We start from the raw sequence: 25,920 nt of genomic DNA, 5'->3' as shown, positions 1-25,920 counted from the left end.
ACCAAAAGCAATTAAATAACTTCTTTGGCATAATTTTGTTACTGACATAGTGAACCGAATTTAGCTAATTTTAATTAGTTAGATAAACGCCAACTTGCAGTAAGAAATACCAGCGAAATTCAGACATTTATATAGGCATTGAGACGTTAATTCTATGAAAAAAGGCAGAGAAATTCAGCAAGTTGCATCAAATTTAATGTCATTTTTTGTCAAACGGTTAAGCTTGATTTTGCTGGCTGGTGTGATGGTTATTTTCGTGGGAGGTAAATTCGATGTAGCTAGTGCATCGCAACCAAATGCAGAATCGGAAATTGAAAGTTTGGCAGTTTGTTACGCATTAGGAACTGATGCTATTGGTAGCGGTAATCTGCAAGAAGGTATAAATACTTACCAAAAATGTTTTACTCCCGATGCTAAAATAACTGCGATTTTTCCCAATGGCGCTCAGGCAACATTTATTGGTGCAGTTAATTGGGCTAATTTTGTTTCTTCAGTGTTTCAAGGTAATGGATATACAGCTACTCAACATTTGCTAGGTAGTTTCAATATAGATATCAACAACAATACAGCAACTATGTCCTCTTACCTTCATGCAACCCATAAGCTTTCCGATACAAGCATTGACGTTGCTAATGGTACATATGTGGATAAAGTTGTCAATCAAAATGGTAAATGGAAAATTAAGGAACGTGTTCTGACACTGATTGATTTCTTAAATCTTTCTTCTCCTGCTTCTCCTGACGCGGAAGTTTCCTCAGCAGCTAGAAGTAGTAATTCTGTTTCTAATACCTTATCTGATGATTCTAATAATTCCAAAAAACCACATAGACCACATGTTCCTGGTTATATGTAAGAACGTTAGACAGAGTTTAATTTGGTACTAGCCAACATTTAGGACAGGTAAAATACCTGTCCTAAAAAGTATCAACTCTGAGCATTATATATTTACGTAGAATGGCACAAAGAATAAATGACTTGAGAGTTCTGCATTTTTACGTAAGTCAAGCATATATGGTGTCAGCTATATTGCAAATTGAACAAGCTAGTAAACATCTATGGCTTTCGATCAACAGCGTTTTGATAAGCTAATTCAGAGATTAGAAATTTTTGCCAGTCAACAGCCAACTCTTTATAGATTTCACGTTGCATGTTTGGCGGTGTTGGGTTACGCCTACATATTCATGATTTTAGCTGTAACTGTGGCATTACTGCTAACTATTGGCTGGTTGATGTTCAATGCTAGATCATTTAGCCGTGGAACTATTAAGGCTGTAATTTTTTTACTAGCGATCGCTATTATATTATTGCGATCGCTTTGGGTATCGTTTCCCGCACCCACCGGATTAGCATTACGCCGCAAAGATGCACCTAGCTTGTTTTGTTTGGTTGATGATCTCACGACAAAACTCAAGGCTCCGAGATTTCATCATATCTTACTCACCACAGATTTTAATGCCACTGTTGTTCAGAGACCACGCTTAGGTTTATTTGGCTGGCATCAAAATTACCTGATTGTCGGTTTGCCATTAATGTTAGCATTACCACCTGAACAATTTCGGGCGATTTTAGTCCATGAGTTGGGACATTTATCAGGAAATTATCATCGCTTCAATGCTTGGATTTATCGTCAGCGTCTCATTTGGTATCGCATTCAAACAGTACTAGAACAAAGTAGTAATGAATCATTGTGGGTAGTTTTTCACAAGTTTTTACAGTGGTACATTCCATTTTTTCATGCTTACTCTTTTGAACTAGCCAGATTACATGAATATGAAGTTGATAGATATGCTGTGGAAATCACAGGCGTAGAAAATACAGCTAAATCTTTGATGAATCGCAAGGTGAAAATTAGATTTTTAGAAAATTATTTCTGGTCTAATATTTATCATCAAGTTCAAACAGAAGTTGAGCCACCAAAAACGAGTTATACCGCTATGCAAACAGCTTTAACTCAGGGAGTACCTCTGAGAGAAGCAAGTATTTATTTAGCGCAATCACTAACAGAAAAAACGAATCATACAGATACTCACCCTTCCCTAACAGAGAGATTACAAGCTTTAGGCTTTGTTCCTGGTATTCAAGAAGAATTATCTGTGGCTGCACCAATGCTGATTAGTGCAGCACAAGAATATTTAGGTAACGCTTTTGAAAAAATTAGAGATAATTTTAGTCAAGCTTGGTGTGAAAAAATCGCCACACCTTGGCGACAAAAATATGCTGAAGTGCAACAATCATTAGCTATCTTAGATAAACTCAATGCTAAAGCTGAAAGACAACCGCTATCATTAGGAGAAGCAACGACAAGAGCGTTGTTAACATTTGAGTTAGAAGGTGAAGAAGCAGTAATACCATTGTTGCGTGAAGTGATTAAATTAGATCATACCCACGCTTCCGCAAATTATCTCTTAGGACAAATACTATTAAAACAACAAGATGCTAGTGGTATAGAACATATTGAAAGAGCGATCGCCAAAGATATAGATATCGCAATTGACGGTTATCAAATAATTGGCTCTTTCCTCAAACGCCAAGGACAAGATGATCGAGCAGAACTATATCATGAGCTTGCCGAAGAACATTATGATTTACTCTTACGTGGTCAAAAAGAACGCGCTAGTTTAAATATAACTGATGACTTTAAAGCGCATAGTCTTTCGGAGACGGAGATAACTCATCTACGTCAGCAGTTATCTCGCTATCCCAATATTACAACTGCCTATTTAGTCCAAAAAGTTGTACAGTATTTCCCCGAAAAACCACTTTATGTCCTGGCTGTAATGCGAAAATTCAGTTTCTGGGAAAGCAATCACGAAACCGATAACGCACAACTTGTTGACGCACTGTTAAAAGAAATTGAATTACCAGGAGCAGTATTTTGCTTTATTTTGAATAGTAATCTCAATTTTGAGAAGAAGTTTAAACAAATACCAGAGGCAATTATTTACCAACAAAAAATTAAAAAATGAACCAAAAAATTCAGGAGTCCGAATTCAGAATAATTAGTAACTCTTTGTCTCTCATGTCTATACAATAGGACTACTACAGATTTTTGCTTTAAGTCTAATGAATTCTGATTCTTCCTCATCGCTGATTATTGACGAACAGATATTTTCTCATTTGCCTGTGTTACCGCAAGAAGTAATTGCAGGTTTAGCGGTGTCTGCGGGAGGTCATTATCTAGATACAACTGTTGGTGGTGGTGGCCACAGTCGGTTGATTTTACAAACTGCGCCGGATGTACAGTTAACTGCTATTGACCAAGATGAGGATGCTTTAGCCGCAGCAAAAAAAGAATTAGCGGAGTTTGGCGATCGCGTAAAATTTATTCAAAGTAACTTTGCGGCTTATCCGTTTCCCGACGCTACTTTTAATGGTATTCTCGCCGATTTAGGAGTAAGTTCTTATCAGTTAGATACTCCAGAACGAGGTTTTAGCTTTCGCCACACTGCAAGTTTAGATATGCGGATGAATCAGCAAGCTTCCCTGACTGCTGCGGATGTAATTAATGAGTGGGAGGAAGCGGAACTTGCAGATATTTTCTTTAAATACGGTGAAGAAAGACTATCTCGACGCATAGCTAGACGCATTGTCGAACGCCGTCCATTTGATACGACAACGGAATTAGCGGAAGCGATCGCATCTGCTGTTCCTCCCAAATACCGTTATGGTAGAATTCACCCGGCAACCCGCGCCTTTCAAGCTTTGCGAATTGTTGTCAATGATGAGTTAAAGTCTTTAGAAACTTTTTTAGCAAAAGCACCAAACGCCCTCGTTCCGGGTGGGAGAATTGCGGTAATTAGTTTTCATAGTTTAGAAGACCGCTTAGTTAAGCATGGTTTACGTAACTCTCCACTGTTGCGGGTGCTTACAAAAAAGCCAATTACCGCACAAGAATCGGAAATTGCTCATAACCCGCGATCTCGTTCTGCCAAACTGAGAATAGCAGAAAGAGTTAACTGAATATTCAAGCATAATTAAAATAAAAAACCGAGTTAGGAACAATGCACATCCTCTCCCTGCAATATCCTGATGACTTACTTATTACTTCTGGTAAATCACCCCAAGCTTTAGAAGCAGAACTCACGTTTTTGCTTGCTGTAAAACTATTTGAGTTAAGAAGACTCTCACTCGGCAAAGCTGCGGCTTTTTGCAATATGAACAAACCTCAGTTTATGTACGAGCTAGGACGTTTACAAGTTCCTGTGATTAACCTTGATGATGACCAAATCGCTGACGAATTGAGCGATGACTAACTCTGCCATTGTTGCTGATAGCAGTCCTCTGATCTCTTTATCAATTATCGAGCAACTGGAACTTTTACCTCAAATGTATCAGAGGATATGCTTCCTCCGGCTGTATGGGACGAAGTAACTGTCCAAGGATTAGGCTTACCTGGTTCCCTAGCAGTCAGCCAATTAACTTGGCTTGAAATTCCAACCCCTGATACGCTGATATTAGAACCATTATCAATCTTAGTTGATCGAGAAGAAGCTGAAGCCATTGCTCTAGCTCAGTCCATCCCAGATAGTACTGTACTTTTGGATGATGCTCAAGCCCGAAGGGTTGCAGAACGTCTAGGAATTCGCCGAATTGCTACACTGGGAATTTTGCGTAAGGCGAAAAAAGCAGGCTTAATTGTTGAAGTTAAAGTATATATTGAGCAGTTATGCACCAATGGAATCTATATCTGGCCTAGCCTCATTGATGCAGTTCTAAAAGATGTTGGAGAACTCGAATAATTTCTAGCTAATAATTAAAATTTATCTCTCCTTTCATAACGGCGGCGATAGAGTAATTCTAACTGTCCACCATACTCTTGAATGCGTGCCAGTTGACGTTGGTAGAGTCCTCTGAAGGTGTTTGCAAACAACAGGGTAAAAATAGCCACGACTAATCCTGATGCGGTGGATACCAAAGCTTCACTAATCCCCGCAGTGACACCTATAGTTTTTGTACTACCTACATCACCAATATTTAGCGAAGCAAAGGAAGTAATTAAACCTAAAACTGTACCCAACAAACCTAATAATGGTGCAAGACCAATAATTGTATCAAAAATGTTTTGAAAGCGTTTGAGTAAGGGTAATTCGGCTTGCGCTTCACTTTCTAGCGCCAAACGAAATTCTTCTGGTGTTGGTTCTTCTAATTCTAAAGCGGCGAGAAAAATTCGGGCAATGGGTAAGTCTGTATTTTGCTGTAATTTGTTTAAAGCACCAACCACATTATCTGAACGATAAAGCTTGAGTACTTCTTTGACAACAGAATTTTGTCGATTGGTAATTCTGAACCAGAATAAAATACGTTCAATAATCAAAGCCACTGCTAACAAAGAGAATCCCAGCAGCGGCCACATCACCACGCCACCGGCGACAAATAAATTGCTAATTTGCATTTTAGTCAAGAGTCAATTGTCAATTTTTCATTGTCAATTGTCACTGCTCATTTGTCATTAGTTTTCTTTTTCATTAGGACTTACGCAGTGAGACGAAAAACCAAGGGTGTCAGGGTGTAGGGGTATGAGCATGTATTTATTCAAAACCCTCACACCCCATACCCTTTCACCCCTGAACCCAATCTCCACAGACAATTTTTGTGCGTCAGTGCTGTTCATAATTAGTGCATTGTGGTTGCTATATCTACACCATCACTTTTTAGTATTCCATCTTCCATATAAATGATGCGATCGGCGATATCTAAAATCCGGTTGTCATGGGTAACTAGCAAAATTGTACAGCCTTGTTCTTTGGCAAGTTTCTGCATTAATTCCACAACATCACGTCCAGATTTCTTATCGAGTGCGGCTGTGGGTTCATCTGCTAAAACAATTTTAGGATGGCTGACTAAAGCACGAGCGATCGCTACCCGCTGTTTTTGCCCACCAGAAAGTTTCTCTGGGTAATAATTTACACGTTCGCCTAAGCCAACTGTTTCTAGCATAGCGATTGCTTTCGCATCCATATTTTCATTCAGATATTCATCATGTAATTCTAAAGACATTCGGACATTTTCTTTTGCTGTCAGAAATGTCATCAAATTATGCGCCTGAAAAATATAGCCAATCTGACGACGTAGTACTGTTAATTTTCGTTTATTCGCGCCGCAAATTTCCTGTCCTAAAATTTTTAAACTGCCTTCTTGGGCAGAACGTAGCCCACCTAATAATGTTAATAAGGTGGTTTTACCAGACCCAGATGGGCCGGTCATAATCACAATTTCACCAGCATTAATCTCTAAATTAATATCAAATAAAACTTGTTTTCTTAAACTATCTGCACCAAAGTAATGATTTAGATTTCGGACGGTAATTACAGGTTCTAAATTACCCTGTGAGTCGGAAGAATTTACTAGCAGAGATTCTTGTAACATGAAATTTGAATGGTTAGAAAATATCAGCAGGGTCAGCAGAACTGAGTTTACGCATAGCGATCGCCCCAGATGCTGTACACATGATTACTGTTAAAATAAACACTGTGATTGCCCGTTGCAAATTCATGAAGATAGGCAACATAGTGGCGGTGTAAGCTAGTTGATACAGCCCAATAGACAATAAAAATGACGGAATAAAACCTAAAAAAGCCAGGAATAGTGCTTCTTGGAACAATACTACTAACAAATAGCGATCTGTATAGCCCATTGCTTTTAAAGTTGCATATTCGGGCAAATGGTCGGAAACATCGGAATACAGAATTTGGTAAACAATGACGATACCAACAATAAAACCAACTCCCACACCTAAATTGAAAATAAAGCCAATACCTGTACCACTAGCCCAGTAGGCTTTTTCGATTTGGGCAAATTCTTCTGGAGTCAGGACACTGATATCTTTGGGTAATCCTGCAATCATTTGTGCTTGTACTTTTTGGGGGTCTGCATCTGCGTTGAGAGTAATTAACCCAACTTCAATGCGGTCTGGTTTCCGTTCGGGAAAGATTTGTAAAAAGGTCGAGTCGCTGGTAATCACATTACCATCCGCCGCAAACGACGCACCATTACTAAAAATGCCCTTGACACTGACATTTTTATTATTTAATTCTGTTTCAAACTTACCCGTTTTTTGAAAAATCTCTCCCACAGCACCGTATTCTGGACGACCTGCTTGGTCAAACAGCACTTGATTTAATTGTTTAATCGGGTCTAGATTGTTTTGAATTTCGGGAAAATTAAATGCTGATTTTGCTGGGTCGATACCCCAAACTAAAATGGCACGTTCTAATCTGGTTTCAGGATTGCGCCATTGTCCAGTACCAATATAAACTGGGCTTACCGACTTTACACCCTCATAGCCTAATGTTTGGTACAGGCGCTCTCTCGAAAAGCTTTTAACAGAAAACAGGGTTTGAAATTGGGGATTAATTAATACTAAATCTGCTTGTAAACTGCGATGTGGTTTGATAGCTGCATCAAATAATGCTCCTTCAAATCCCATCTGAATAAATATCAGCATATCGGCAAAGGTAATACCTGCGACTGCTACTAATAAACGAGTTCTTTCTTTTAATAATTGTCGCCAAGCTAATGGCGTTTTGAGAAATAGTTTCATATTGGTTATTTGTCATTTGTCATTGGCACAATTCTTTCCTACTCCCTAAATTTCAATTGCTGTTTGCACTTGCAAGTTTGTTAAACCTGCAACTTTTTTACTATCTTCGGGATTAAGGCGAATTTTGACTTCTACAACTCGGCTATCTAAGTTTTCTCCGGGTTCGTTGCTAAACACGTTTTGGCGGTTGACTTGTAACCCAACATAGTAAACTTCGCCGCGCAGTTCGCCGTTAAATGCTGGACTGGTGACTGTGGCTGTTTGTCCGATTTTGACTTTACCGATGTCTGTTTGATAAACTTCGGCGACTGCAATCATCTGTTCGGTTTGCGCTAAGTCTGCAATACCCTTGTCACTCATTTTTTCGCCCACTCTGGTGTGAATCTTGAGTATTTGTCCGGTCATTGGCGCTCTAATATAAGCTGCTTGTAAGTCAGTTTGGGCGCGTTTGAGTGCTGCGATCGCATTTTCAACTTCCATTCTGGCGGCTTGCACATCCACGGGACGAACTTCGGCAATACTGGTGAGTGTGGCTTTGGCTTCGCTAACTTGTTTGTTCCCAGTGGCGTTAATTCGCGCTAAAGAAACTTTTGCTTCTGCTAGTTGTCTGCTGGCGGTGGAGTTAATTCGCGCTAAAACTGCTTTGGCTTCGTCTAGTTGTTGTTTGGTTGTCTCGACAATCAAGCGTTTACTGTCAAAGGCAGAGTTAGAAATTGCGCCTTCGGTATATAGCTTTTGATAACGTTCATATTCGGCTTGAGCGTTGCTAAGTTCTGCTTCTAGTTTCCGAATGCTGGCGGCTTGGGCAATTCGATCGCCTTCCCATTGCGCTTCAATCCGGGCGATCGCTTCTCGTTGTCCGATAAAATCTCCTACAGATTGAGCCTGTAAACGCTCGACGTTGGCTCTTTGGGCTTGAATTTCCCCAGCTTTGGCACCGGCTTTGACTTGATCAAGTTTGGCTTGGGCGACACGTACTTGTTTCTCGGCTTGCAGTACCGCAGTTTCTAAGCGATCGCGCGAATCTAAAATGGCAACTATCTGTCCCGCCTGGACAATATCACCTTCTTGCACCCGAATTTCCTGGAGGCGATCACCATCTAACACCAAGGGCGCAGATAAGCTAATTACTTCTGCTGCTGGTTCTAGTCTGGCTAAAGCTGAAACTTTCGGTACTGATGTGGTTACAGTCGCAGGTTCTTGAGAAGCTGTGCGTCCAATTAACCCAAACTGAGAAACACCATAAACCACAATTCCCCCAGTAATAGCCGTAGCCCCAATGACTAAACCCAGTAATTTTTTATTGGCAGATTTCAATAGTAGATTTTGTCCCATATTCCCCTCTATAAAATTAAATTGCTAATTCTGATTCGTGATGTTTTGTTGCAAATAAACTGTCAACATTTTCCCCAGCAAAGTACATTGCTCAACAAAATCAATACTTTCGTCTCCCCATAATTTCTCCAAAATTAATCCATTTACAAAGCTCAAGACAAAAGAAGCTAAAATCTGATCTTCCACACCTAAAAACCTACAAGCAGCTTGCTGATAACGTTGATTAGCACGTTTAAAAACATTGTTATGATGTGGCATTTTCTCTGAGTCTTGATGTTGACAAAAATCCACCCAAACAAATGTCCATTTAATAAAGTAATCCTCGTTTTTTACTAGATATTTCCCTAAAGCTGCCATAGCTTCTGACAGAGTTTCTTTCCCTTTTAGTTCTGCCAAAGCGGCACTCACATCTTGCTGCGAAATCTCTTCTACTAATTGTTCAAATAAGGCTTCTTTACTAGAAAAGTAGTGATACAAAGTCCCTGTCGAAACTCCCATCTCTTGAGCAATTTGCCGCATAGTCACGGAGCCATAACCTTTTTGAGCAAATAAATCAAAGCATTTGCTGAGAAGTTCTTTCCGGTATTGGTCATGGTCAACAATTTTGGGCATAAGTCAAATGATTGTGGATTTGAGATGGACTCCTCAGATAAATCTGGGGGCGATCAGGTAGATTTATTTATATCGAACGTTCGTTATTTTTAATTTACCACCTAAGAACATGCTGATGCAAAAGGCATCGATCAAAACATGAACTACACAGACAAAAGTGAAATCTGTTGATCTGATGTAGTCTGGCTCAACTATTAATGGGTCGTTAATGCAGGCAAGTTGCTAAGTCACAGCAGACTATGAGCAGTAAATGTTAAATTTACACTTATATACACTTCTTAATGTAGGCTTGACTATCAGTTTATGTCAAGCAGAATAATACTTACACAGAAATTACTCACAAAACGGGAGGCGACTGGCGTTGTCAGGGTTTAAGGGTGTAAGGGCGTAAAATCACTTAATTCTGCTGATAATTCGCCTTGGGCAACTTTTGTGACAGAACCAGTCATAGAAATTTTAAAGTCGTCGTTGATTTGAATTAAAATTTCTCCACCAGGCATTTGTACTGTAATTGGAGAATCGCATAAACCTAATGTATGGGCCACAGCCGCAGCCGCACTGCTACTACTACCGGAAGCTAAAGTATAGCCAGCACCTCTTTCCCAAATTTCAATTTTGATGGTGTGGCGATTAAGCACTTGCATGAATTGAACATTAGTGCGATTGGGGAAGAAAGGATGAGTTTCTAAGATTGACCCATACTTTTTAGCGATCGCAGCATCAACTTCAGTTAAAGAAATCACACAGTGAGGATTACCAATTGTCGCTGCACAAAAGGTAAAAGTTACATCGCCAACATTAATTTGCTCTTTGATGACTTCTCGGCGATCGCCTACTACTGGGATATCATCACTCCAAAAGCTGACTGTCCCCATTTCGACCTGAACTATTTTCCCCCCATCTTGGATCACCGATTGCACCACTCCACCTAAAGTTTCTATGGAAAATGGCGCTGCACTCACAAGACCAGTATCCCAAAGATAACGAGAAAAAATCCGCAGTCCATTACCACTTTTTTCGGCTTCACTGCCATCGGGATTAAAGATGCGTAAACCGAACTGTGCTTGTGTTGATGGTAATGGCCCTAATAATATACCGTCAGATCCAATGCCAAAATTTCGATGACAAATGATTTGGATTTGTTCAGAGGTTAACTGTGATGATAAATCTTCGGGATTGATAACTAGATAGTCGTTGCCGAGAGCATGATATTTGTAGAATCTCATCTCAACTTATCCATTCAATTCCAGTGCTTGGGTTAACTGCTGTACAAAAGCTTGATGCTCAGGAGAATTCAGCCCTGTCTGTAATACAGTTAATACCTGCTGCATATCACCTGCGAGCAATGCCGACCTATGTAACCACAAGCCTGGAAAGACTTGGCTTTGAAATATCCCTGCTTGATTCGGTTGCAGATTGACATATTCTCCGGCTTCCAAGCAGAACCAATCAATTTGCTGGTCAAATACTTGCCAGACAATATACTCTTTGATGCCATTCCGTCGATAAGCACGCTTTTTGTCACCTAAATCAACTGTGGCACTACTGGCGGCAATTTCAGCAATTAATTCTGGTGAGCCTTCTACGTAACCATCCTCGTTAAAGCGTGATTGTCCCCCAGCTTGAGCATCAATCAACAACAGCGCATCGGGTTGGGGTTCATTGTCTAAATCAAGGCGCACAGTCGGGTTATCACCGAGACGCACTCCTGGAGTTGCAATTTTGTAATTCCATAACCAGCCCATTAAGTCGGCGTGGGGTTCAGCATGGGGTTCAAAACGCAGAGGTGAAGCCATGTAAACAGTTCCTTCAATCAATTCAGCTTTTTTTAACTTAGGCATGGCATTGTAACGCCGTTCAAATTCAAAGCGAGTCAAGCGATCGCCATTTTCTAAGGGAGGAACTGTCAAACGTAAAACCATAATTATGGCTGCAACCTTTATTTTTATCCTACAGGTAAAGGGTGTAGGGTGAGAATTTGCCACTCACACCCCTTGTTTTCAACTATATTTATGCAGTCACTTCTTCTGGTTTTTGCTTTGTTTGCAAGGATGCGTAAAGACGGTTTAACGCATTGACGTAAGCTTGGGCAGATGCAACTATGATGTCTGTGTTTGCTGCATGGCCAGAAAAGACTCTTGATTCATAGCGCAGCCGAATTGTGACTTCGCCAATGGCATCAATACCAGCCGTGACTGACTGTACAGAAAATTCAATTAACTGATTAGGTACGTTGACAACGCGGTTAATGGCTTTGTAAACTGCATCAACTGGCCCAGTACCAATAGCGGCATCAGTTAATTCTTCGCCATCTGGGGTGCGGAGGGTGACTGTAGCTGTAGGACGAGCATTACTACCGCAGGAAACTTGTACCAACTCTACTTTAAATAAATCGGGTGCTTGTTGAATTTCATCATTGACAATTGCTTCCAAGTCCCAATCAGAAATTTCTTTCTTTTTATCAGCCACTTCTTTAAACCGCACAAAGGCTTTGTTTAATTCGGTTTCGGATAATTCAAAGCCCAATTCTTTTAAGCGGGTACGAAAAGCATTTCTGCCAGAATGTTTGCCCAAAACAATTTGATTGTCTGTTAAACCAATCAATTGGGCATCCATAATTTCGTAGGTCAGTTTATTTTTTAATACCCCATCTTGATGGATACCAGATTCGTGGGCAAAGGCATTTGCGCCAACAATTGCTTTATTGGGCTGTACTAACATTCCTGTCAAACTCGAAACTTGACGGGAAGTTTTGTAAATTTGGCGGGTGTCAATATTTGTTAATGGTTCTTCCGAATCAACGGGTCTACCTAAGAAGGGATTGAAATATTGACGACGGACGTGCAGCGCCATAACTAATTCTTCTAAAGCAGCATTTCCGGCACGTTCACCAATGCCATTAATGGTGCATTCCAGTTGCCTTGCGCCATTTTTGACTGCTTCTAAAAAGTTAGCAACGGCTAAACCTAAGTCGTTATGACCGTGAACGGAGATAATTGCTTGATCAATGTTGGGGACATTTTCTTTGATGCCCTTAATTAACGCGCCAAATTCGCTGGGAGTTGTGTAACCTACAGTATCAGGAATATTAACTGTAGTTGCGCCAGCGGCGATCGCCCGTTCTAATACTTGATACAAAAACTCTGGATCAGAACGTCCGGCATCTTCAGGAGAAAATTCGACATCATCAGTAAAAGTCTTAGCATAAGCGACCATTTCTTCCGCGATCGCCACTACTTCTGGCCGCGTTTTTTTTCAACTTGTATTGCAAGTGAATATCAGAAGTTGCAATAAATGTATGAATTCGCCCCTTCGCTGCCCCTTTAATTGCTTCGGCTGCTGTTTTAATATCGTCGTGTCTGGCTCTAGCTAAACTACAAATAATTGGGCCATCTTCTGTCCCCACAGTTTGAGCAATTTTGCTGACTGCTTCAAAATCTCCTGGACTCGCAAAGGCAAAACCCGCTTCAATCACATCTACGCCTAAACGGGCTAGTTGTTTGGCGATCGCCAGCTTTTCATCTATATTTAGCGTTGCACCTGGGCATTGTTCGCCATCACGGAGTGTCGTATCAAAAATGATAATTCGCTCTGGTTTATTCATCTTTTTGGTTTTTTGTTTAGGTGTAGTTCTTTTATTTTAAATATTTGTAACCTTAGTTGTTTCGCTCTAATTTTTGTAAATAATTATTGCTAAGGTACTTGACCATCTACTTTTTCTATTTGGTCTCTAATATCATTCAAATCTATATATCTGTCCGTAGCATTACGCAGTTCTCTGGCAATCATTCCTTCTGTAGATACTACTGTAATATGTGTATTTTTAGAACGTAATAGTTCAATAGCTCGTTCAAAATCACCATCACCACTAAATAAAACTACCCGGTCATACTGGTCTACAGTATTAAACATATCTACGACAATTTCTATATCTAAATTTGCTTTTTGGGAATAGCGACCGGAAGTATCATCATAGTATTCTTTGAGAATTTTCGTTCGGACTGTGTAACCTAGACTGATGAGAGCATCTCGGAAACCTCGTTGATCTTGGGGGTCTTTTAAGCCCGTGTACCAAAAGGCATTAATTAAAGTCGTCTCTGATTGCTCGTGTTTGAAATATTCTAATACTCGCCGAGGGTCAAAAAACCAGCCATTTTTTTGTTGAGCATAGAACATATTATTTCCGTCTACAAAAATAGACAGACGATTCATAGGGGAACCCATAAAAATTTACACCTAAAATATAGCAATGAATTTAGATTGAACAATAGATTATAGCAACTCTTAAATCATAAATTTGCTAATAGCTGGGAACTAGTTCCCCATGTATAGCCTTTATCTTACCTCTTTCAAAGCATAAATTTGACGCAAACATCAACCCAAGCTGCTGGGTGTTGGATAGTTTAACCTCTAACACTATATAAATATGTCATATAATCAAAATCTACCAATAAAGCTGACTGAGTAACAGCATTCTTAGTGATATAACTGTCAATTTTACTCCTAAAGAGGTAAGGTATATATCTAAAAGGAGGATATTGGCTAATGCTCATATATACATACAGTTGAGTGAAGTAAAGTTATATGTTCAGGCAAATGTAAAAATTAGAGGTAACTGGCAACTCAAGGAGAGATTTCAAGTATATTAATCCACATATTGGTTTTACTGTTAACAAAATTAGGAACTTTTTGGCAAATATCACCTGGACGCAATCAGCCGGAGTCATTTTAAATCAACCTTCCTGGATAATATTTTGGTGAGGTTCACATTGAGTCTTCACAGATGAAAGTCCGGCTGCTATCCAATACAGAATGTGAATATCCTGACAACAGGAGATTTTTAACTCAGGAGTGGAACCTCAGAAATAAACAATTAATTGTCTATCTCTGACACCTTTATATCCTTACACTATGAAATCAAGTTTCAGCGACAAATTTGCCACAACTTGGCTTGTGAGGTGGGAATTGCCTGGGTTTAACTCCGGTAAAGGATAATCAATACTCAAATTCACTCAGCAAATAACTCAGGCTGTCTTATAGTTGAAAGCCTTCCCATTTAGATTTGGCAAATTTTCCAGAGCTAGAGAAGATAGATTACAAATGTATAAGATTTTCATTTAAGTTTTATTTCAATATGTTTTTAGTAGAAACGAGACTAAATAAATCAAGTTGTCTGTAAACCAATTATTAACACGATATGGCAGAAGAACCTACATCTAGCTTCAGCAAAAAAAATGTCTCTACTGCCAATACAGCTTCAGGCAAACCCACAAAAGTTACTCTGACAGCCTCACAGTCTAAACTTGTGGGTCGCTTGAGTCACTTTTTAGTGGCTGTATCCACAATTGGGTCAGCATTACTGACTACTTCTGGTGTGGGTTGGGTGAATTTGATGGAGAGTCAGATATTTTCGGCATTTTTTCAACTGCGGGGTACGAACGCACCACCAGCAGATATCGTGATTTTGGCAATTGACGACCAATCAATTTCCGTTCCCGAACAGTACTATAATTCAGATCCAAAACAGTATGCCTACCTAGAACCACTGAAATCTTTTCCGTTTAAACGGGCTGCTTATGGTCAAATTATCGAAAAATTAGTCAAAGCTGGGGCGCGGTCTGTGGCAATTGACGTAGTATTTGACACACCTAGCAGCTATGGCAGCGAGGACGATCGCCAATTGCAAGCTGTCTTAAAAAAATATGGCAGCAAAGTGACTTTAGCCGCACTTTTTGAGAATTTTGAGAGCCATCAGGGTACTTTCACACAATTGACGCTACCGCAAGAGATGTTTCAAGTTGGTGGAGTGACGGTTGGTTCTGTAAATTTTCCCCTAGAAGCAGATGGCAAAGTACACAAATTAGCAAGCGAATTTCCTAAGCTGTTAGCAGCTAATGGAATGTTGGCAGAGAAAGCGCCTTCCTTTGATGAAGCAGTTTTAGGCTCAGCTCAAATTAAATATCCCCAACCCAAAGGCGATCGCATTTATTTTTGGGGGACAGCCGGAACATTTGAGCAAATTCCCTTATGGTATGTTCTCGACCCACCAAATTGGAATAATTATTTGCAGCAAGGTAGAGTTTTTCAAGACAAAATTGTTTTGATTGGCTCTACAGATAAACTCAATAACGATTATCATCCGGTAGCGGCGGTGAATCCTCCAGAGAGAATGGCGGGAGTCGAAATTCATGCCAATGCGATCGCCACTTTAATGCAGAATAAAGCGATCGCCCCTGCAATTTCTAGTTCAACATTGCAAGGATTGTTTGTCCTGGTTTTAGTTGGGGGTACAGTCTACATTGCCAATAGAAGCAAGAGCAATATTAAACGCTTTGTGATTAGTTTAGCCGTAGCTGGCATTTGGGGAGGAATTAGCTATGTGTGCTTTATACATGGTCAGTTAATTTTGCCAACTGCCATCCCAATGATCGCGATCGCTTTCAACGGATTTTCTTATCTGGGAATAGAAGTTGCTAGAGAAAAATTGAGAACTCGCCAACTAGTCACAATCTTTCAAAAATATAAAACATCTCCCATTGTCCAAGAAATTATCAGCCAACAAAATGACCTGCAAGACTTACTCAATCAAAGAGATTTAGCAGTATCAGGTAAAATCCTCGTTGGACGCTACAAAATTGTCAAAGTTCTTGGTGCTGGGGGATTTAGCGAAACCTACATCGCTGAAGATATGCACCGTCCTGGTTATCCACGCTGTGTCGTTAAGCAACTCAAACCAGCCAACACCCAAGCAAAAAGTTTAGAACTTGCCAGACGCTTATTTCATTCCGAAGCTGTAACTCTCGAAAAATTGGGGACTCATCCGCAAATTCCCCAACTCTTGGCTTATTTTGAACAAGATGATGAGTTCTATTTAGTTCAGGAATATATCATAGGTCATTCCTTGATTAAAGAACTACCATCGGGTCAAGGTTTAAGAGAAACCAAAGTCCTAGAAATTATCAAAGAACTATTACAAATCTTAGTCTTTGTTCACGAAAACGGCGTGATTCATCGAGATATTAAACCCAGTAATATCATGCGCCGCCAAACAGATAACAAACTAGTCTTAATTGACTTTGGCGCAGTCAAAGAAGTTTCAGTTCCACAACTAGAAAATTCCGAACAAGCCCCTTTTACAATTGGTATTGGGACAAGAGGCTATGCACCTAGCGAACAATGTTTTGGTCGCCCGCAATACAGTAGCGATATCTATGCGATCGGGATGATTGGTATTCGCGCCTTAACTGGAATTGCCCCCCATGAGATGAATAGGAATGAAGATGGCGAATGGCAATGGAAAAATCAAGCAATTGTCAGCGATGGCTTCGCTGAGATTTTAAAAAAAAATGGTACTTGATGATTTTAAACAACGCTATCAATCAGCCAAAGAAGTATTAGTGATGCTCGATAAATTGTCAATTTTTCCAGATACAAATATTGTGCTGCAAAATGACGATTCAAACTTGCCTACTATACCTTGGTTGGGAGATTCAGCAGAAAATTTGTAAACTTCAAAAATCAATGTTTTAATTTTAGCCTACCGCATAATCAGTAAACTGGCGCATATAAGGTGAATGAAAACCTAAAACAATATCCTGCTTTGGTACACCCAACTCTACTAAATCAGCAGCAATATCATCTTCTGTACCATTCCATTGCAGCCAAATTTTTTCATTTGTAATATCTAAATGTATGACCGGGCCATAAACGCGCCTTCCTTTATCCCAGCCAACATATATAAGCTGATAATGATCATGTACAGTATCAAAGATTGTCTGCATTTCTAACTCATCATCTTTATTATTCGATGTTCGACGTTTAACATAATCTATCAATACACGTTGAACATATTCTCGATATTGTTCTAGCTTTGCCATTTGACAATCTCCTCTTTACTTGGCTCAAAGATGAGTAGATTGATTTGACTACGTTGAATTACTGATTGAATAAACCTTGTAGTAAAAAATTCTTCGTAAGTTATCGCTGGAACTGCTAAATATAAAATACGCTCAGGCTGATATTCTTCCAAAGCATAGCGATAGTTAATAAATTGCCCGATTGCTAAATGAAAGTCGGATAAAGTTGAAGGACTTAAAAAACTTTTCACTTCAACAGCAATTTTTTGACTGTCTCTGTTAGCTATAATCAGTTTTTCGGCAGCTATATCAATAAACATATTAGTGAGCCGTTCAACGGGAATAGTTAACGGCCCATCTGTAATTATCTACCCATCTTTTTGCAGGGCTATTTTAACTGCATCATGAAATTTATCTTTGGCTGACATCCCATACTGCTTGTCGCTTTTAAGGGTATTTTAGCATTTTTATAACTGCAATTATTGATGAAGATTAATTCAACAACAACTGCATTTCTTCAACATCTTTGAGCATACCTAAATATTCAAAATTATCTATTGCTTCTCTGGCAAATTTATCAGCTTGATCAGCACTACCCCATTTTTTTTCCCATTTAGCTTGAGAGCGTTGGTAGTAAGCTAAACGCCGCTTGTTTTTGCTACTGCCAGCTACAATTATGCCTTTAGTTAATAACTGTTGAGCGCCATCGCGATCGCCTTGATCAATTGCGATATCTGCCAGCCAATTTTGAGCCGAATTAATGACTCGATACCAGTTAATTTTTTTAGCATATTCCATCACTTCTTGGAAAAGCATTTTCGCTTCGGAATATTTATTTTCTTTGTGTAAGATAACTGCTCGATGATAAAGTACAGGAATGTAATAACGGATATGTTTCTGCTCTGTTAAATTTGCTTGAATTACTAACCTTTGTTCGGTATTCAGCCATTTACGTGCTTCTGCATAATTTTTTTGCGTGATTTTGAGCCTAGCAATATTTTCCGCTAAGTCAGCTTGATCGCATAAATTTGCATGATCGCGTAACACCCATGCCTTTTGCAACATCTCTTCAGCTTCTTGAAGACGCTTATCGGAACATTCCCGAATTAATATCCAAGTTTTGCGGATGATGAATTTCACCATAAATGACCATTCACCCCGTTTTTCTGATTGCTCCACAAGCCATTGCCACCAATCTAAGCGATCGTCCCAATAAGCATAGAGGTTTACGTAGTGATTCAACAATAAACCTAAATCTCGCACTTCTTCATACTGATCTTCATCTCTACACCAATAAAGTACAGCCCGTAAATTCACTTCTTCTACTTCTAGCCTTTTGTAATGTTTCGATTTTTCCCAATCTTCGCCAGCGTAACTATTAGCAAAATCTAAATACCACCTCACCCAACGCCGCCGCGCTTCTTTTGCAAAATCTTGGTTAGCCCCCAATTCTGCCAAAGCATACTCACGAGTCAGAGACAACATTTCATATCGCTTCGTCTCTGGATTTTGATTGACTAAAGAAAGTTGCTGCAAAAGTGCTAAACCATCGTTATTAGAATCAGGCGCATTTGTTAAGCCAGCCACCTCAGCCACAGCAGCTTGAGTAGGAGAGTTGGGAAAAATCGCCAGCGACATCAGCAACTTGTGGGCTGGCTGTCCAGCAATTCCTTGCACCGATTGTTCAAAGCAAAAACGAGCCACATCACCACTAGCATTGGTTAGTTTTGCCAATACTGAACTCAGAGAATAACCACTCGATACTTGACCGATCGCATAGACAATAGCTAGTGGAATTCCACCTGTGTGTTGATAGAGATCCTTCGATTCTTGATCATCAAGAGTAATACCCTTTTCTCCTGCTTGTTGCTGAATTAACTGCAAACCATCATCTAAGGTCAAGTTTTGCAGACTAATTGGAAGTAACGCAATTCGCTCACGAGTAGTAATGACTACTTTGACACAAATCGGCAGATTATAAAGGAACTCTATCACCCCGCTTCTATCTTCTATAGTCTCCATATTGTCCACAATCAATAGTGTTCGCTGTCTGGAGAGGAGTTGGCGCACACGATCAGACTGATCGTTAGGAGGAGATTGAATAATTGTCGGATCGCCAAGCGCATTACCAATCTCTCGAAAAATTTCCCGCAGATTACGCTGTCCCTGTTGGCGTTGCAAAATTCCATGAGGAATGAGTTCTTGTTGTTTTGCAGAGGTGAAAATAATCGCATTAAATTTAGGTGCGATATTTAAATTTTCACGGATAGCTTTTAAACAAAGATAAGCTGCTGCTAAAACTAACGCTGTTTTACCTACACCACCAATACCATGTACTGTAATCATGTGAGCGCCATGTTCTGGGGAAAGACGCTCTAATAAAATTTTCATATCTGCCTCACGCCCAATAAATTCTGTGTAGGTTGGTGATGGCAGATTATGAATAATTGTACGGAGATGTTTAGAAGATGGTTCTACACCTTTGCGGTAGCCATGTTTTTCTAAAATGTAAACTAGGTTACTAGCCTTAACAGTGTTGTCAGATTCTCCTGTCAAAGCTTCAATATCTCGATAAATATTACTTAATCCTGCTCTAACAACAGCATTCTTTTTATGTAAATCTTGACCAATTTTTTTTCAAGCTATGTCCACAAAGTAACCCTAATAATAGGTCTTTTTTAGTATTTTGCCTGTAACGATTTTGGGTTCTAGCTTCTAAGTCAGTCAGTAGACGGTCTATTTCCCAATCCTTTGACAGTTTTCGATGCCATGTTTTGGACAAATTTTGATTGTCTGCCAGACCGGACATAAAAATCACCTTATTCAATGGAGTAGGGGAATACAACTTTGCACCCATACAGCCGATTTGATTTTTTGCAAATTTTAGTGAAAATGCTATGAATATCAAATTTCTATATGTTTTTGAATTTTTACCTATGTTTATTGCGAAGTCTTGCTATAAAAACCTAAATGTAATCTTGGAAAAATAGAAAATATAGAAGCATATTTTCCAATCAGAGCATTGAGGATTAATATAAATTACTCCGCAATAAACACTTACCCAATAGCCATAGTCAATACTATCAATTTACTGGATTTTGAACAGAGCAGTTTACATTTTGGTGTTGATTTTGATAATTACTGTTTTTCGCAACAGCTAGCCCACTTCCAAAAGAGACACCTGCCGTCAAAATTACAGCAAGCACAGTCTCTGATAGACGCAAAGAAAACGTAACCCCTGAATTGAGGTTCTTGTTAGAATTGGGATTTTGTGACATGATAAATGAAGCAGTCCTATGAGCTGCGTAAATAAAAATCCTGATGAACGTTTGCCGACGTTCACAGGCAATGAATAACAACAGACCCCCAGCGTAACCCGTAAAACTACACTGGGGGGTCTTTGCTGTTATGTTCACGATACAATAAACACTAACAGCACGTCAATTAGCTTTTAAATATAATTTTCCTATTAACAGATTATCATGACTGTCCATAAAAATCTGCTAATGGAACATTTTTATGTACATTTGAATAACAAAACGCTAACAAGTTTTTAACATTGTTACTTCGCAAGAAAGTACAAAAATATAGTATTTACACAGAATTAGAGTGAAAAGTCAATCGTGAATTTTTTAAGAATGTTGTTCAATTAATAAGTCAGTAGACTAGTTGCACAAATCTTGATGTTTACCGTGTGGAGCAAGAGTTTTGATGCAAGAAGTCTATGAAAATGATAGGCGATCGCCAAAAACTAAACCCGCCGAGACGGGTTTTTTAATTAAATTATGTGAATGAATAAAGGCGGGTGCGGGGATCGAACCCGCTAGTCCCTGGAGATGGTGGAGACGTTAACCGATAACCCTACATTCTTCGTCCCAAAAGGCAAGTTGCGAACAAGGGATAACCCGCCGAGAAGTGTGAAGTATGAAGTACGAAATTTTATACTTCACACTTCACAATTTTTATAACTCACCTGTCGCTAACATTTGGATGATGCGAGGTGTACCAGGGTCAAATCCTGCTAAGTCCCAAGAAAGTGGATCTTGAGGATCTACCAAGGTGATGCGGTATGGTGTCAGGGTGACGTATACTGCCTTGACATTGGGATTGATTTTTTTGCGGTACTCTTTCAAGGCTTGGCTAGGATGCTTGTAACCAGCCCAGCTTTCTGAGTCAGTCCAGAAGCAGACTACATCGGCTTTGAACTTATTTTTCATCATCCAGTCGTAAGCTACAGAGGCATCTGTACCGCCGAAGTTTTGATTGCTGGCTTTACGTACCGCCGAACTAAAACTATCTTTAGCGGTGATATCTAAGTTCCGAAATTCATTAGCAAAGCCGCGAATCATATAGTTCTTCTCGGCTTTGGCTGTGACGAGTGCCATTGTGGTGGCAATTTCACAGCAACTTAGTCCCATATCTGCAACTAAGCTACCCATAGACCCCGAAACGTCTACGGCGTGCATAAAAACTTTGCCTGTAGGTTCAACCACATCAAAAGACAATTCAACAGCTTTTTCTAAGATGTCTACGATGCGGGGAACTGGAGTCCAAGTTTTCTTACTACGTCCTAGTCTGCCGCCAGACTCGTAAGTTTTGAGTGCTTTCAAAACATCGATTGGGTGAATGCGACCTTTACGCAGATGTTCTTGATTGTTGAGAACTGCTTCCACACGACCTAAGTTGGCGGTTTCGTCAGCACGTAATACGCCAAGTTCTGTGAGTGAACCGAGATTTCGCAGCATTGCACCGATGGGCATTTCTTGAAATAGCAACTGCCAAGCAGCTTTGTCCATATTGCCCACAGGTGCAGCCATTTCGTGGGTTAAGCGTCCTTGCAAAATGGCTTCGTGGGTTTGTTCAGGGTTGCGCTTTAGCCATTCATACCACCAAATCTGCGCCAAAGCTTGCGAGGGTATCTCTGTGGGCAATTCATCCCAACCTCTGACAACCCATTCAAATAATTGACGGTGATTTTCTGTTGGTGGTTTGACGTGGAATAACCGCAAAGCATCGCGGTGGGTGAAGCCTTGGCGTTGTTGATATTTCAACAGTTGATAAGCCAAACCTTTGACATCTTCGCGTGATAACCAAGTTTTACCAGCTTCTCGCACAACCTTACCAAAGCCCCGCAGAGATTTAGTGTAGTTTAGCCATTCATAGAAGTGGCTACCTGTGCGGACAACTTGGGGGAAGATTTCAGCAAAAGCTTGTTTAGCTTCTTTTGTTTCACCCATCGACAGCAAGACTAAGGCCAGGATAGGTGCGCTGTTATTTATAGCCCGTCCATCGCTGGCATAGAGAATTTCTTCCGCGACACGGCTGGGATTTTCGGCGACAGCTTGGTTAACAACCGCTACAAAATCTTCGGTTAATTCTTGTTTACCAGCGTAGTAGGTGCTTTGGGCTGTCCCAACTAACAGACAGCGCCGCAGCATCTTCCATAAGCCAGCATCAAACATCCAGCCACCGGAGCGCCCTTTTATCATCTCGGCTTCCCGGCCGGGGATGGGCTGAGTTTGTGGGGTGGTGGTTTTGTTTCTAGTGAAGAAGTTGTAGTTCATGGTTTCATCTCCCAGCCCTTGCGGGCAAAAATGAAAGGTGGCAGGGCAGGATTTGAACCTGCGACATCCCGCTTGGAAGGCGATAACCCTCATTCTTCGGCCTTTGCAGGCAAGGGGTGAACAAGGATGTTTAGGCGCTCTACCTCTGAGCTACCTGCCACATAAAAATTATTTTTAACTCAGCACTTTGGTTGGGTGGCGGAGCAGGATTTGAACCTGCGACCTCTCGAACCCTAATCGATAACCCTCAATTCTTCGGCCTTTGCAGGCAAGGAGTGAATAAGGGTAAAGCACTCTACCACTGAGCTACCCGCCACATAAAAATTTTGGATTTTGGATTAAATTTAAAATGAAATTTGGTGTGGCAGGATAGGAATCGAACCTACAACCCTCCCGATTATGAGTCGATAACCCTCATTCTTCGGCCTTTGCAGGCAAGGAGTGAACAAAGATGTTTTTGGCGCTCTACCATTGAGCTACCTGCCACATAAGAATTATTGTTTACTCAGCACTCATAACTCAGCACTTTGTTGGGGTGTAGTGGAGCAGGATTTTCACCTGCACCTCCAGAATTTTGTCTCAAGGATGTTTTAAGTTATTTGCGATAACCCTCGATATGTCGGCCTTTGCAGGCAAGGTGGGCGCTCTGGTATTTGAGCTATCCGCTACAGTTTTTGGCTAACTCCTTTGGGAAAATCAGCTTATATTACAAATGTATTATATGTAGTTTCAAACGTCAATAGGTTGAGGCAATGATAGATAAATTTTTTTCAAAGCAACGGGGCGCTGATGTTTGTTGAATAGAAGATGAAATATTTCTTAATGTTTATGTAAAGATTTTGTTTTTGCCGAGTTTTTTGTCAGGCAAAAATTTTTTTGCCGATTTTTGCCGAAAATTTGGGTTGTTTGGGTTTTAGGTGATGCAAATGAGTGATCGCACACCTGCTTTTTTCCGTAATTTTGCCAAAAGATACAAAAACCAGTCCAAATTTTTGCCAATATAATATATTATTTCCCAAAAAAATTCGCTTGGCAAAAATCGGCATGAGTGAAAAAACAATGGAAAGTAGCGGGAAGGGTTTTCTCGTTCTACTTTTGCCAATATCGTTTTTAATAATTTTCCTGGTTTCTACCTGGAGATTTTTGCTGGCGCTGGTTGTTTTGATTATTGGTTTCAATATCTGGCAACAATATCAATGGCAACAATGGTGTCAGCGAGTTAACCCGGTTTTCCATCAGTTAGTTCGGGAAAACCAGGGCAAAATTACACCAATGGACTTGGCAATGCGGGGTAGTTTTCCTGGCCCAACAGCAAAACGCTACCTGGATGGCAAAGCTTCAGAGTTTGGTGCAAGTATAGTCAATGCTGGTTCAGGCAATGAAGTTTATTACTTTATTACTGCCAGTATTTTGGGTAATATTCTTGACAGTAGCGAGCCTGTCAAAACTTTGTCTGCTCAACCTGTAACAACGGCTGCGCGATCGCTTTTAGCACCGCCAGCAACTCAAACACTATTAGCAGAACCAGAAGTTGAAGTTGAATTAGCAGCGCCAGCAACTCATACAGAAGTCAAACCCAATTTAGCAAAACAGTTAGTTTTCGGTTCACTGATTCAATCGGAATTAGCGAAACGGTTGAATGTTTATTCCAGCACTGTCTACAAACGGCGTAATGATCCAGATTTTCCCGAATGGACTCGCAGCCGTGATCCTGATGGCATTGCTTGGAGTTTCTCGGAAAAAACAAAAGAGTTCTTTCCCATAGAAGAGTCATGAATAATTAAAAATGAAATACGAACAGAAGTAAGAATCCAGAATAAATTTTTTTATTCTGACTCCTGAATTCTGACTTCTGAATTCTGACTTCTGAATTCTTTTTCATACTTCTAAAGCGATCGCCTCGGTGATCGAGTTTAATTTATTCTGCTCTAACTTGGTTAGCAACCCAGTTAAAATTCGGCGCACCATCAAGGGGCCTTCATAAATCCAGCCTGTATAAACTTGAATAAGGCTGGCTCCCGCAGTGATTTTTTCCCAAGCGTCTTCTGCGGAAAATATGCCACCAACCCCGATAATGGGAATCTGCCCTTGGGTTTGCTGCCAAATAAACTTGATGATTTCTGTGGAGCGATCGCGCAATGGCGCACCACTAATTCCGCCAGCTTCATCTTGCGGGGGTTTCCCAGTCGGGTGAATTAGCTGGGTTTTCAAGCCATCACGGCTGATTGTGGTGTTTGTGGCAATTATTCCTGCTAATTGGTAGGTTTTAGCCAAGCCAATAATGTCGGCGATCGCTTCCCATTCTAAATCAGGTGCTATCTTGACAAATATTGGTTTATGTGTATTATTTTCTTTTTGTAGTACGTCCAAGATAGAACTGAGCATAGCGGCATCTTGGAGCGATCGCAATCCGGGTGTGTTGGGTGAAGAGACATTCACCACAAAATAATCGCCTAATTCTTTGAGTAAGCGAAAACTATTGAGGTAATCTTCGGCGGCGGCTTCTAAAGGTGTAATTTTTGATTTACCTAAATTTATGCCGATGGGTATTGTATGAATGAAATCTTTTTGTGCTGCTAACCTAGCGGCCATGACTGCTGCACCTTGATTATTAAAACCCATCCGGTTCAGGACAGCTTGATCTAAAGGTAAGCGAAATAACCTTGGTTGGGGATTTCCTGGTTGGGGGTGAAAAGTGACAGTTCCCAACTCAGCGAAGCCAAAACCAAAGTTAGACCAAATTTTTGCCCCTACCCCATCCTTATCAAAACCTGCTGCTAAACCCAGGGGGTTGGGGAAATTTAGCCCAAACAAATTTTGTTCCAGACGGCGATCGCACAGACACAAAGACTGCTGTAAGCTTTGATTGACTAAACCAGCAGGAGCATGATGATTTTGTGATAACCAATCTAGACTGCGAATAGCCTGCTTATGTAACCACTCTGCATCTGTTTTCAGCAGGTTGAACAGTAGGGGACGAAGGGCAATTTGGTAAATATCCATGTGAAGACGG

General features: G+C 40.3%; 18 protein-coding genes, 3 tRNA genes and 3 pseudogenes. 7 read left to right on the top strand and 17 right to left on the bottom strand.

Features of this window, described 5'->3' with window-relative positions:
• Positions 1-154: 154 nt before the first annotated feature.
• The 5 genes and pseudogenes from ACX27_RS19085 (at position 155) to ACX27_RS19065 (ending at position 4,739) form a co-directional block, all read left to right on the top strand.
• Positions 155-853 (top strand): nuclear transport factor 2 family protein, encoded by a 699-nt coding sequence (locus ACX27_RS19085; RefSeq protein WP_062294986.1) that lies wholly within the window; start codon positions 155-157, stop codon positions 851-853.
• A 202-nt stretch (positions 854-1,055) separates the two neighbouring features.
• On the top strand, positions 1,056-2,966 hold the full coding sequence (locus tag ACX27_RS19080) for a M48 family metallopeptidase (RefSeq protein ID WP_062294985.1): 1,911 nt from the start codon (positions 1,056-1,058) through the stop codon (positions 2,964-2,966).
• 97 nt (positions 2,967-3,063) lie between these two features.
• On the top strand, positions 3,064-3,960 hold the full coding sequence (rsmH, locus tag ACX27_RS19075; RefSeq protein WP_062294984.1) for a 16S rRNA (cytosine(1402)-N(4))-methyltransferase RsmH: 897 nt from the start codon (positions 3,064-3,066) through the stop codon (positions 3,958-3,960).
• A gap of 41 nt (positions 3,961-4,001) precedes the next feature.
• The gene (locus ACX27_RS19070; RefSeq protein WP_062294983.1) at positions 4,002-4,253 is read left to right on the top strand and encodes a UPF0175 family protein; all 252 of its coding nucleotides are present in this window, start codon (positions 4,002-4,004) and stop codon (positions 4,251-4,253) included.
• Positions 4,246-4,739 (top strand): annotated as a pseudogene (locus ACX27_RS19065) (PIN domain-containing protein). The gene ACX27_RS19070 and the pseudogene ACX27_RS19065 overlap by 8 nt, the downstream one beginning before the upstream one ends.
• Before the next feature lie 14 nt (positions 4,740-4,753).
• On the opposite strand, the gene ACX27_RS19060 reads toward ACX27_RS19065, so the two are convergent.
• The 9 genes and pseudogenes from ACX27_RS19060 to labA all read right to left on the bottom strand — a co-directional run bounded on the left by ACX27_RS19060 (position 4,754) and on the right by labA (position 13,711).
• Positions 4,754-5,392 carry a MotA/TolQ/ExbB proton channel family protein gene (locus ACX27_RS19060; protein ID WP_062294982.1) on the bottom strand — a complete coding sequence of 213 codons (639 nt, stop codon included), beginning with the start codon at positions 5,390-5,392 and terminating at the stop codon, positions 4,754-4,756.
• Positions 5,393-5,613: 221 nt separating this feature from the next.
• On the bottom strand, positions 5,614-6,366 hold the full coding sequence (locus tag ACX27_RS19055; RefSeq protein ID WP_062294981.1) for a DevA family ABC transporter ATP-binding protein: 753 nt from the start codon (positions 6,364-6,366) through the stop codon (positions 5,614-5,616).
• Between the two features lie 13 nt (positions 6,367-6,379).
• Positions 6,380-7,540: an ABC transporter permease DevC gene (devC, locus tag ACX27_RS19050; RefSeq protein ID WP_062294980.1), complete on the bottom strand. Its 1,161-nt coding sequence runs from the start codon at positions 7,538-7,540 to the stop codon at positions 6,380-6,382.
• 45 nt (positions 7,541-7,585) lie between these two features.
• A complete protein-coding gene (locus tag ACX27_RS19045) occupies positions 7,586-8,875 on the bottom strand; it encodes an ABC exporter membrane fusion protein (RefSeq protein WP_062294979.1) in 1,290 nt (429 codons plus the stop codon).
• Positions 8,876-8,899: 24 nt separating this feature from the next.
• A complete protein-coding gene (locus ACX27_RS19040) occupies positions 8,900-9,487 on the bottom strand; it encodes a TetR/AcrR family transcriptional regulator (protein ID WP_062294978.1) in 588 nt (195 codons plus the stop codon).
• A gap of 371 nt (positions 9,488-9,858) precedes the next feature.
• A complete protein-coding gene (gene dapF / locus ACX27_RS19035; protein ID WP_062294977.1) occupies positions 9,859-10,713 on the bottom strand; it encodes a diaminopimelate epimerase in 855 nt (284 codons plus the stop codon).
• A 6-nt stretch (positions 10,714-10,719) separates the two neighbouring features.
• Entirely contained in the window at positions 10,720-11,409 is a 690-nt protein-coding gene (locus ACX27_RS19030; RefSeq protein WP_062294976.1) for a Uma2 family endonuclease, read from the bottom strand.
• Positions 11,410-11,497: 88 nt separating this feature from the next.
• Positions 11,498-13,091, bottom strand: a pseudogene (locus ACX27_RS19025) (2-isopropylmalate synthase).
• An 89-nt stretch (positions 13,092-13,180) separates the two neighbouring features.
• Complete coding sequence (gene labA, locus ACX27_RS19020) at positions 13,181-13,711, bottom strand: low amplitude/bright protein LabA (protein ID WP_015114631.1); 531 nt, start codon at positions 13,709-13,711, stop codon at positions 13,181-13,183.
• A 973-nt stretch (positions 13,712-14,684) separates the two neighbouring features.
• Here labA and ACX27_RS19015 point away from each other — a divergent pair.
• A pseudogene (locus tag ACX27_RS19015) lies at positions 14,685-16,995 on the top strand (CHASE2 domain-containing protein).
• Positions 16,996-17,019: 24 nt separating this feature from the next.
• Here the strand turns inward: ACX27_RS19015 and ACX27_RS19010 are convergent.
• The 7 genes from ACX27_RS19010 to ACX27_RS32135 form a co-directional block, all read right to left on the bottom strand.
• The gene (locus ACX27_RS19010) at positions 17,020-17,364 is read right to left on the bottom strand and encodes a XisI protein (RefSeq protein ID WP_062294975.1); all 345 of its coding nucleotides are present in this window, start codon (positions 17,362-17,364) and stop codon (positions 17,020-17,022) included.
• Positions 17,352-17,711, bottom strand: coding sequence for a XisH family protein (locus ACX27_RS19005; protein WP_235526680.1), 360 nt, complete (start codon positions 17,709-17,711; stop codon positions 17,352-17,354). The genes ACX27_RS19010 and ACX27_RS19005 overlap by 13 nt, the downstream gene beginning before the upstream one ends.
• A gap of 124 nt (positions 17,712-17,835) precedes the next feature.
• A complete protein-coding gene (locus tag ACX27_RS19000; protein WP_235526263.1) occupies positions 17,836-19,899 on the bottom strand; it encodes a tetratricopeptide repeat protein in 2,064 nt (687 codons plus the stop codon).
• A 1,406-nt stretch (positions 19,900-21,305) separates the two neighbouring features.
• Positions 21,306-22,907 carry a TROVE domain-containing protein gene (locus tag ACX27_RS18990; RefSeq protein WP_062294973.1) on the bottom strand — a complete coding sequence of 534 codons (1,602 nt, stop codon included), beginning with the start codon at positions 22,905-22,907 and terminating at the stop codon, positions 21,306-21,308.
• A gap of 37 nt (positions 22,908-22,944) precedes the next feature.
• Positions 22,945-23,067: transfer RNA gene (locus tag ACX27_RS32145), tRNA-OTHER, on the bottom strand.
• A gap of 32 nt (positions 23,068-23,099) precedes the next feature.
• A tRNA-OTHER gene (locus ACX27_RS32140) sits at positions 23,100-23,223 on the bottom strand.
• A 41-nt stretch (positions 23,224-23,264) separates the two neighbouring features.
• Positions 23,265-23,394, bottom strand: a tRNA-Met gene (locus ACX27_RS32135).
• Positions 23,395-23,951: 557 nt separating this feature from the next.
• On the opposite strand from ACX27_RS32135, the gene ACX27_RS18980 reads away from it, so the two are divergent.
• Positions 23,952-24,683 carry a hypothetical protein gene (locus ACX27_RS18980; protein ID WP_062294971.1) on the top strand — a complete coding sequence of 244 codons (732 nt, stop codon included), beginning with the start codon at positions 23,952-23,954 and terminating at the stop codon, positions 24,681-24,683.
• Positions 24,684-24,785: 102 nt separating this feature from the next.
• Here ACX27_RS18980 and ACX27_RS18975 read toward each other — a convergent pair whose 3' ends face one another.
• On the bottom strand, positions 24,786-25,910 hold the full coding sequence (locus tag ACX27_RS18975; protein WP_062294970.1) for a quinone-dependent dihydroorotate dehydrogenase: 1,125 nt from the start codon (positions 25,908-25,910) through the stop codon (positions 24,786-24,788).
• Positions 25,911-25,920 lie beyond the last annotated feature (10 nt).

The organism is Nostoc piscinale CENA21 (assembly GCF_001298445.1).
Lineage (GTDB): Bacteria > Cyanobacteriota > Cyanobacteriia > Cyanobacteriales > Nostocaceae > Nostoc_B > Nostoc_B piscinale_A.
Note: the sequence above shows the minus strand (reverse complement) of the source record. Positions and strands in the feature narration are given on the sequence as shown.

Excerpts from the sequence above, each read along its gene's own strand:
- ACX27_RS19085 (WP_062294986.1), top strand. The coding sequence starts at position 155 with ATGAAAAAAGGCAGAGAAATTCAGCAAGTTGCATCAAATTTAATGTCA.
- ACX27_RS19080 (WP_062294985.1), top strand. The coding sequence starts at position 1,056 with ATGGCTTTCGATCAACAGCGTTTTGATAAGCTAATTCAGAGATTAGAA.
- rsmH (WP_062294984.1), top strand. The coding sequence starts at position 3,064 with ATGAATTCTGATTCTTCCTCATCGCTGATTATTGACGAACAGATATTT.
- ACX27_RS19070 (WP_062294983.1), top strand. The coding sequence starts at position 4,002 with ATGCACATCCTCTCCCTGCAATATCCTGATGACTTACTTATTACTTCT.
- ACX27_RS19060 (WP_062294982.1), bottom strand. The coding sequence starts at position 5,392 with ATGCAAATTAGCAATTTATTTGTCGCCGGTGGCGTGGTGATGTGGCCG.
- ACX27_RS19055 (WP_062294981.1), bottom strand. The coding sequence starts at position 6,366 with ATGTTACAAGAATCTCTGCTAGTAAATTCTTCCGACTCACAGGGTAAT.
- devC (WP_062294980.1), bottom strand. The coding sequence starts at position 7,540 with ATGAAACTATTTCTCAAAACGCCATTAGCTTGGCGACAATTATTAAAA.
- ACX27_RS19045 (WP_062294979.1), bottom strand. The coding sequence starts at position 8,875 with ATGGGACAAAATCTACTATTGAAATCTGCCAATAAAAAATTACTGGGT.
- ACX27_RS19040 (WP_062294978.1), bottom strand. The coding sequence starts at position 9,487 with ATGCCCAAAATTGTTGACCATGACCAATACCGGAAAGAACTTCTCAGC.
- dapF (WP_062294977.1), bottom strand. The coding sequence starts at position 10,713 with ATGAGATTCTACAAATATCATGCTCTCGGCAACGACTATCTAGTTATC.
- ACX27_RS19030 (WP_062294976.1), bottom strand. The coding sequence starts at position 11,409 with ATGGTTTTACGTTTGACAGTTCCTCCCTTAGAAAATGGCGATCGCTTG.
- labA (WP_015114631.1), bottom strand. The coding sequence starts at position 13,711 with ATGGGTTCCCCTATGAATCGTCTGTCTATTTTTGTAGACGGAAATAAT.
- ACX27_RS19010 (WP_062294975.1), bottom strand. The coding sequence starts at position 17,364 with ATGGCAAAGCTAGAACAATATCGAGAATATGTTCAACGTGTATTGATA.
- ACX27_RS18990 (WP_062294973.1), bottom strand. The coding sequence starts at position 22,907 with ATGAACTACAACTTCTTCACTAGAAACAAAACCACCACCCCACAAACT.
- ACX27_RS18980 (WP_062294971.1), top strand. The coding sequence starts at position 23,952 with ATGAGTGAAAAAACAATGGAAAGTAGCGGGAAGGGTTTTCTCGTTCTA.
- ACX27_RS18975 (WP_062294970.1), bottom strand. The coding sequence starts at position 25,910 with ATGGATATTTACCAAATTGCCCTTCGTCCCCTACTGTTCAACCTGCTG.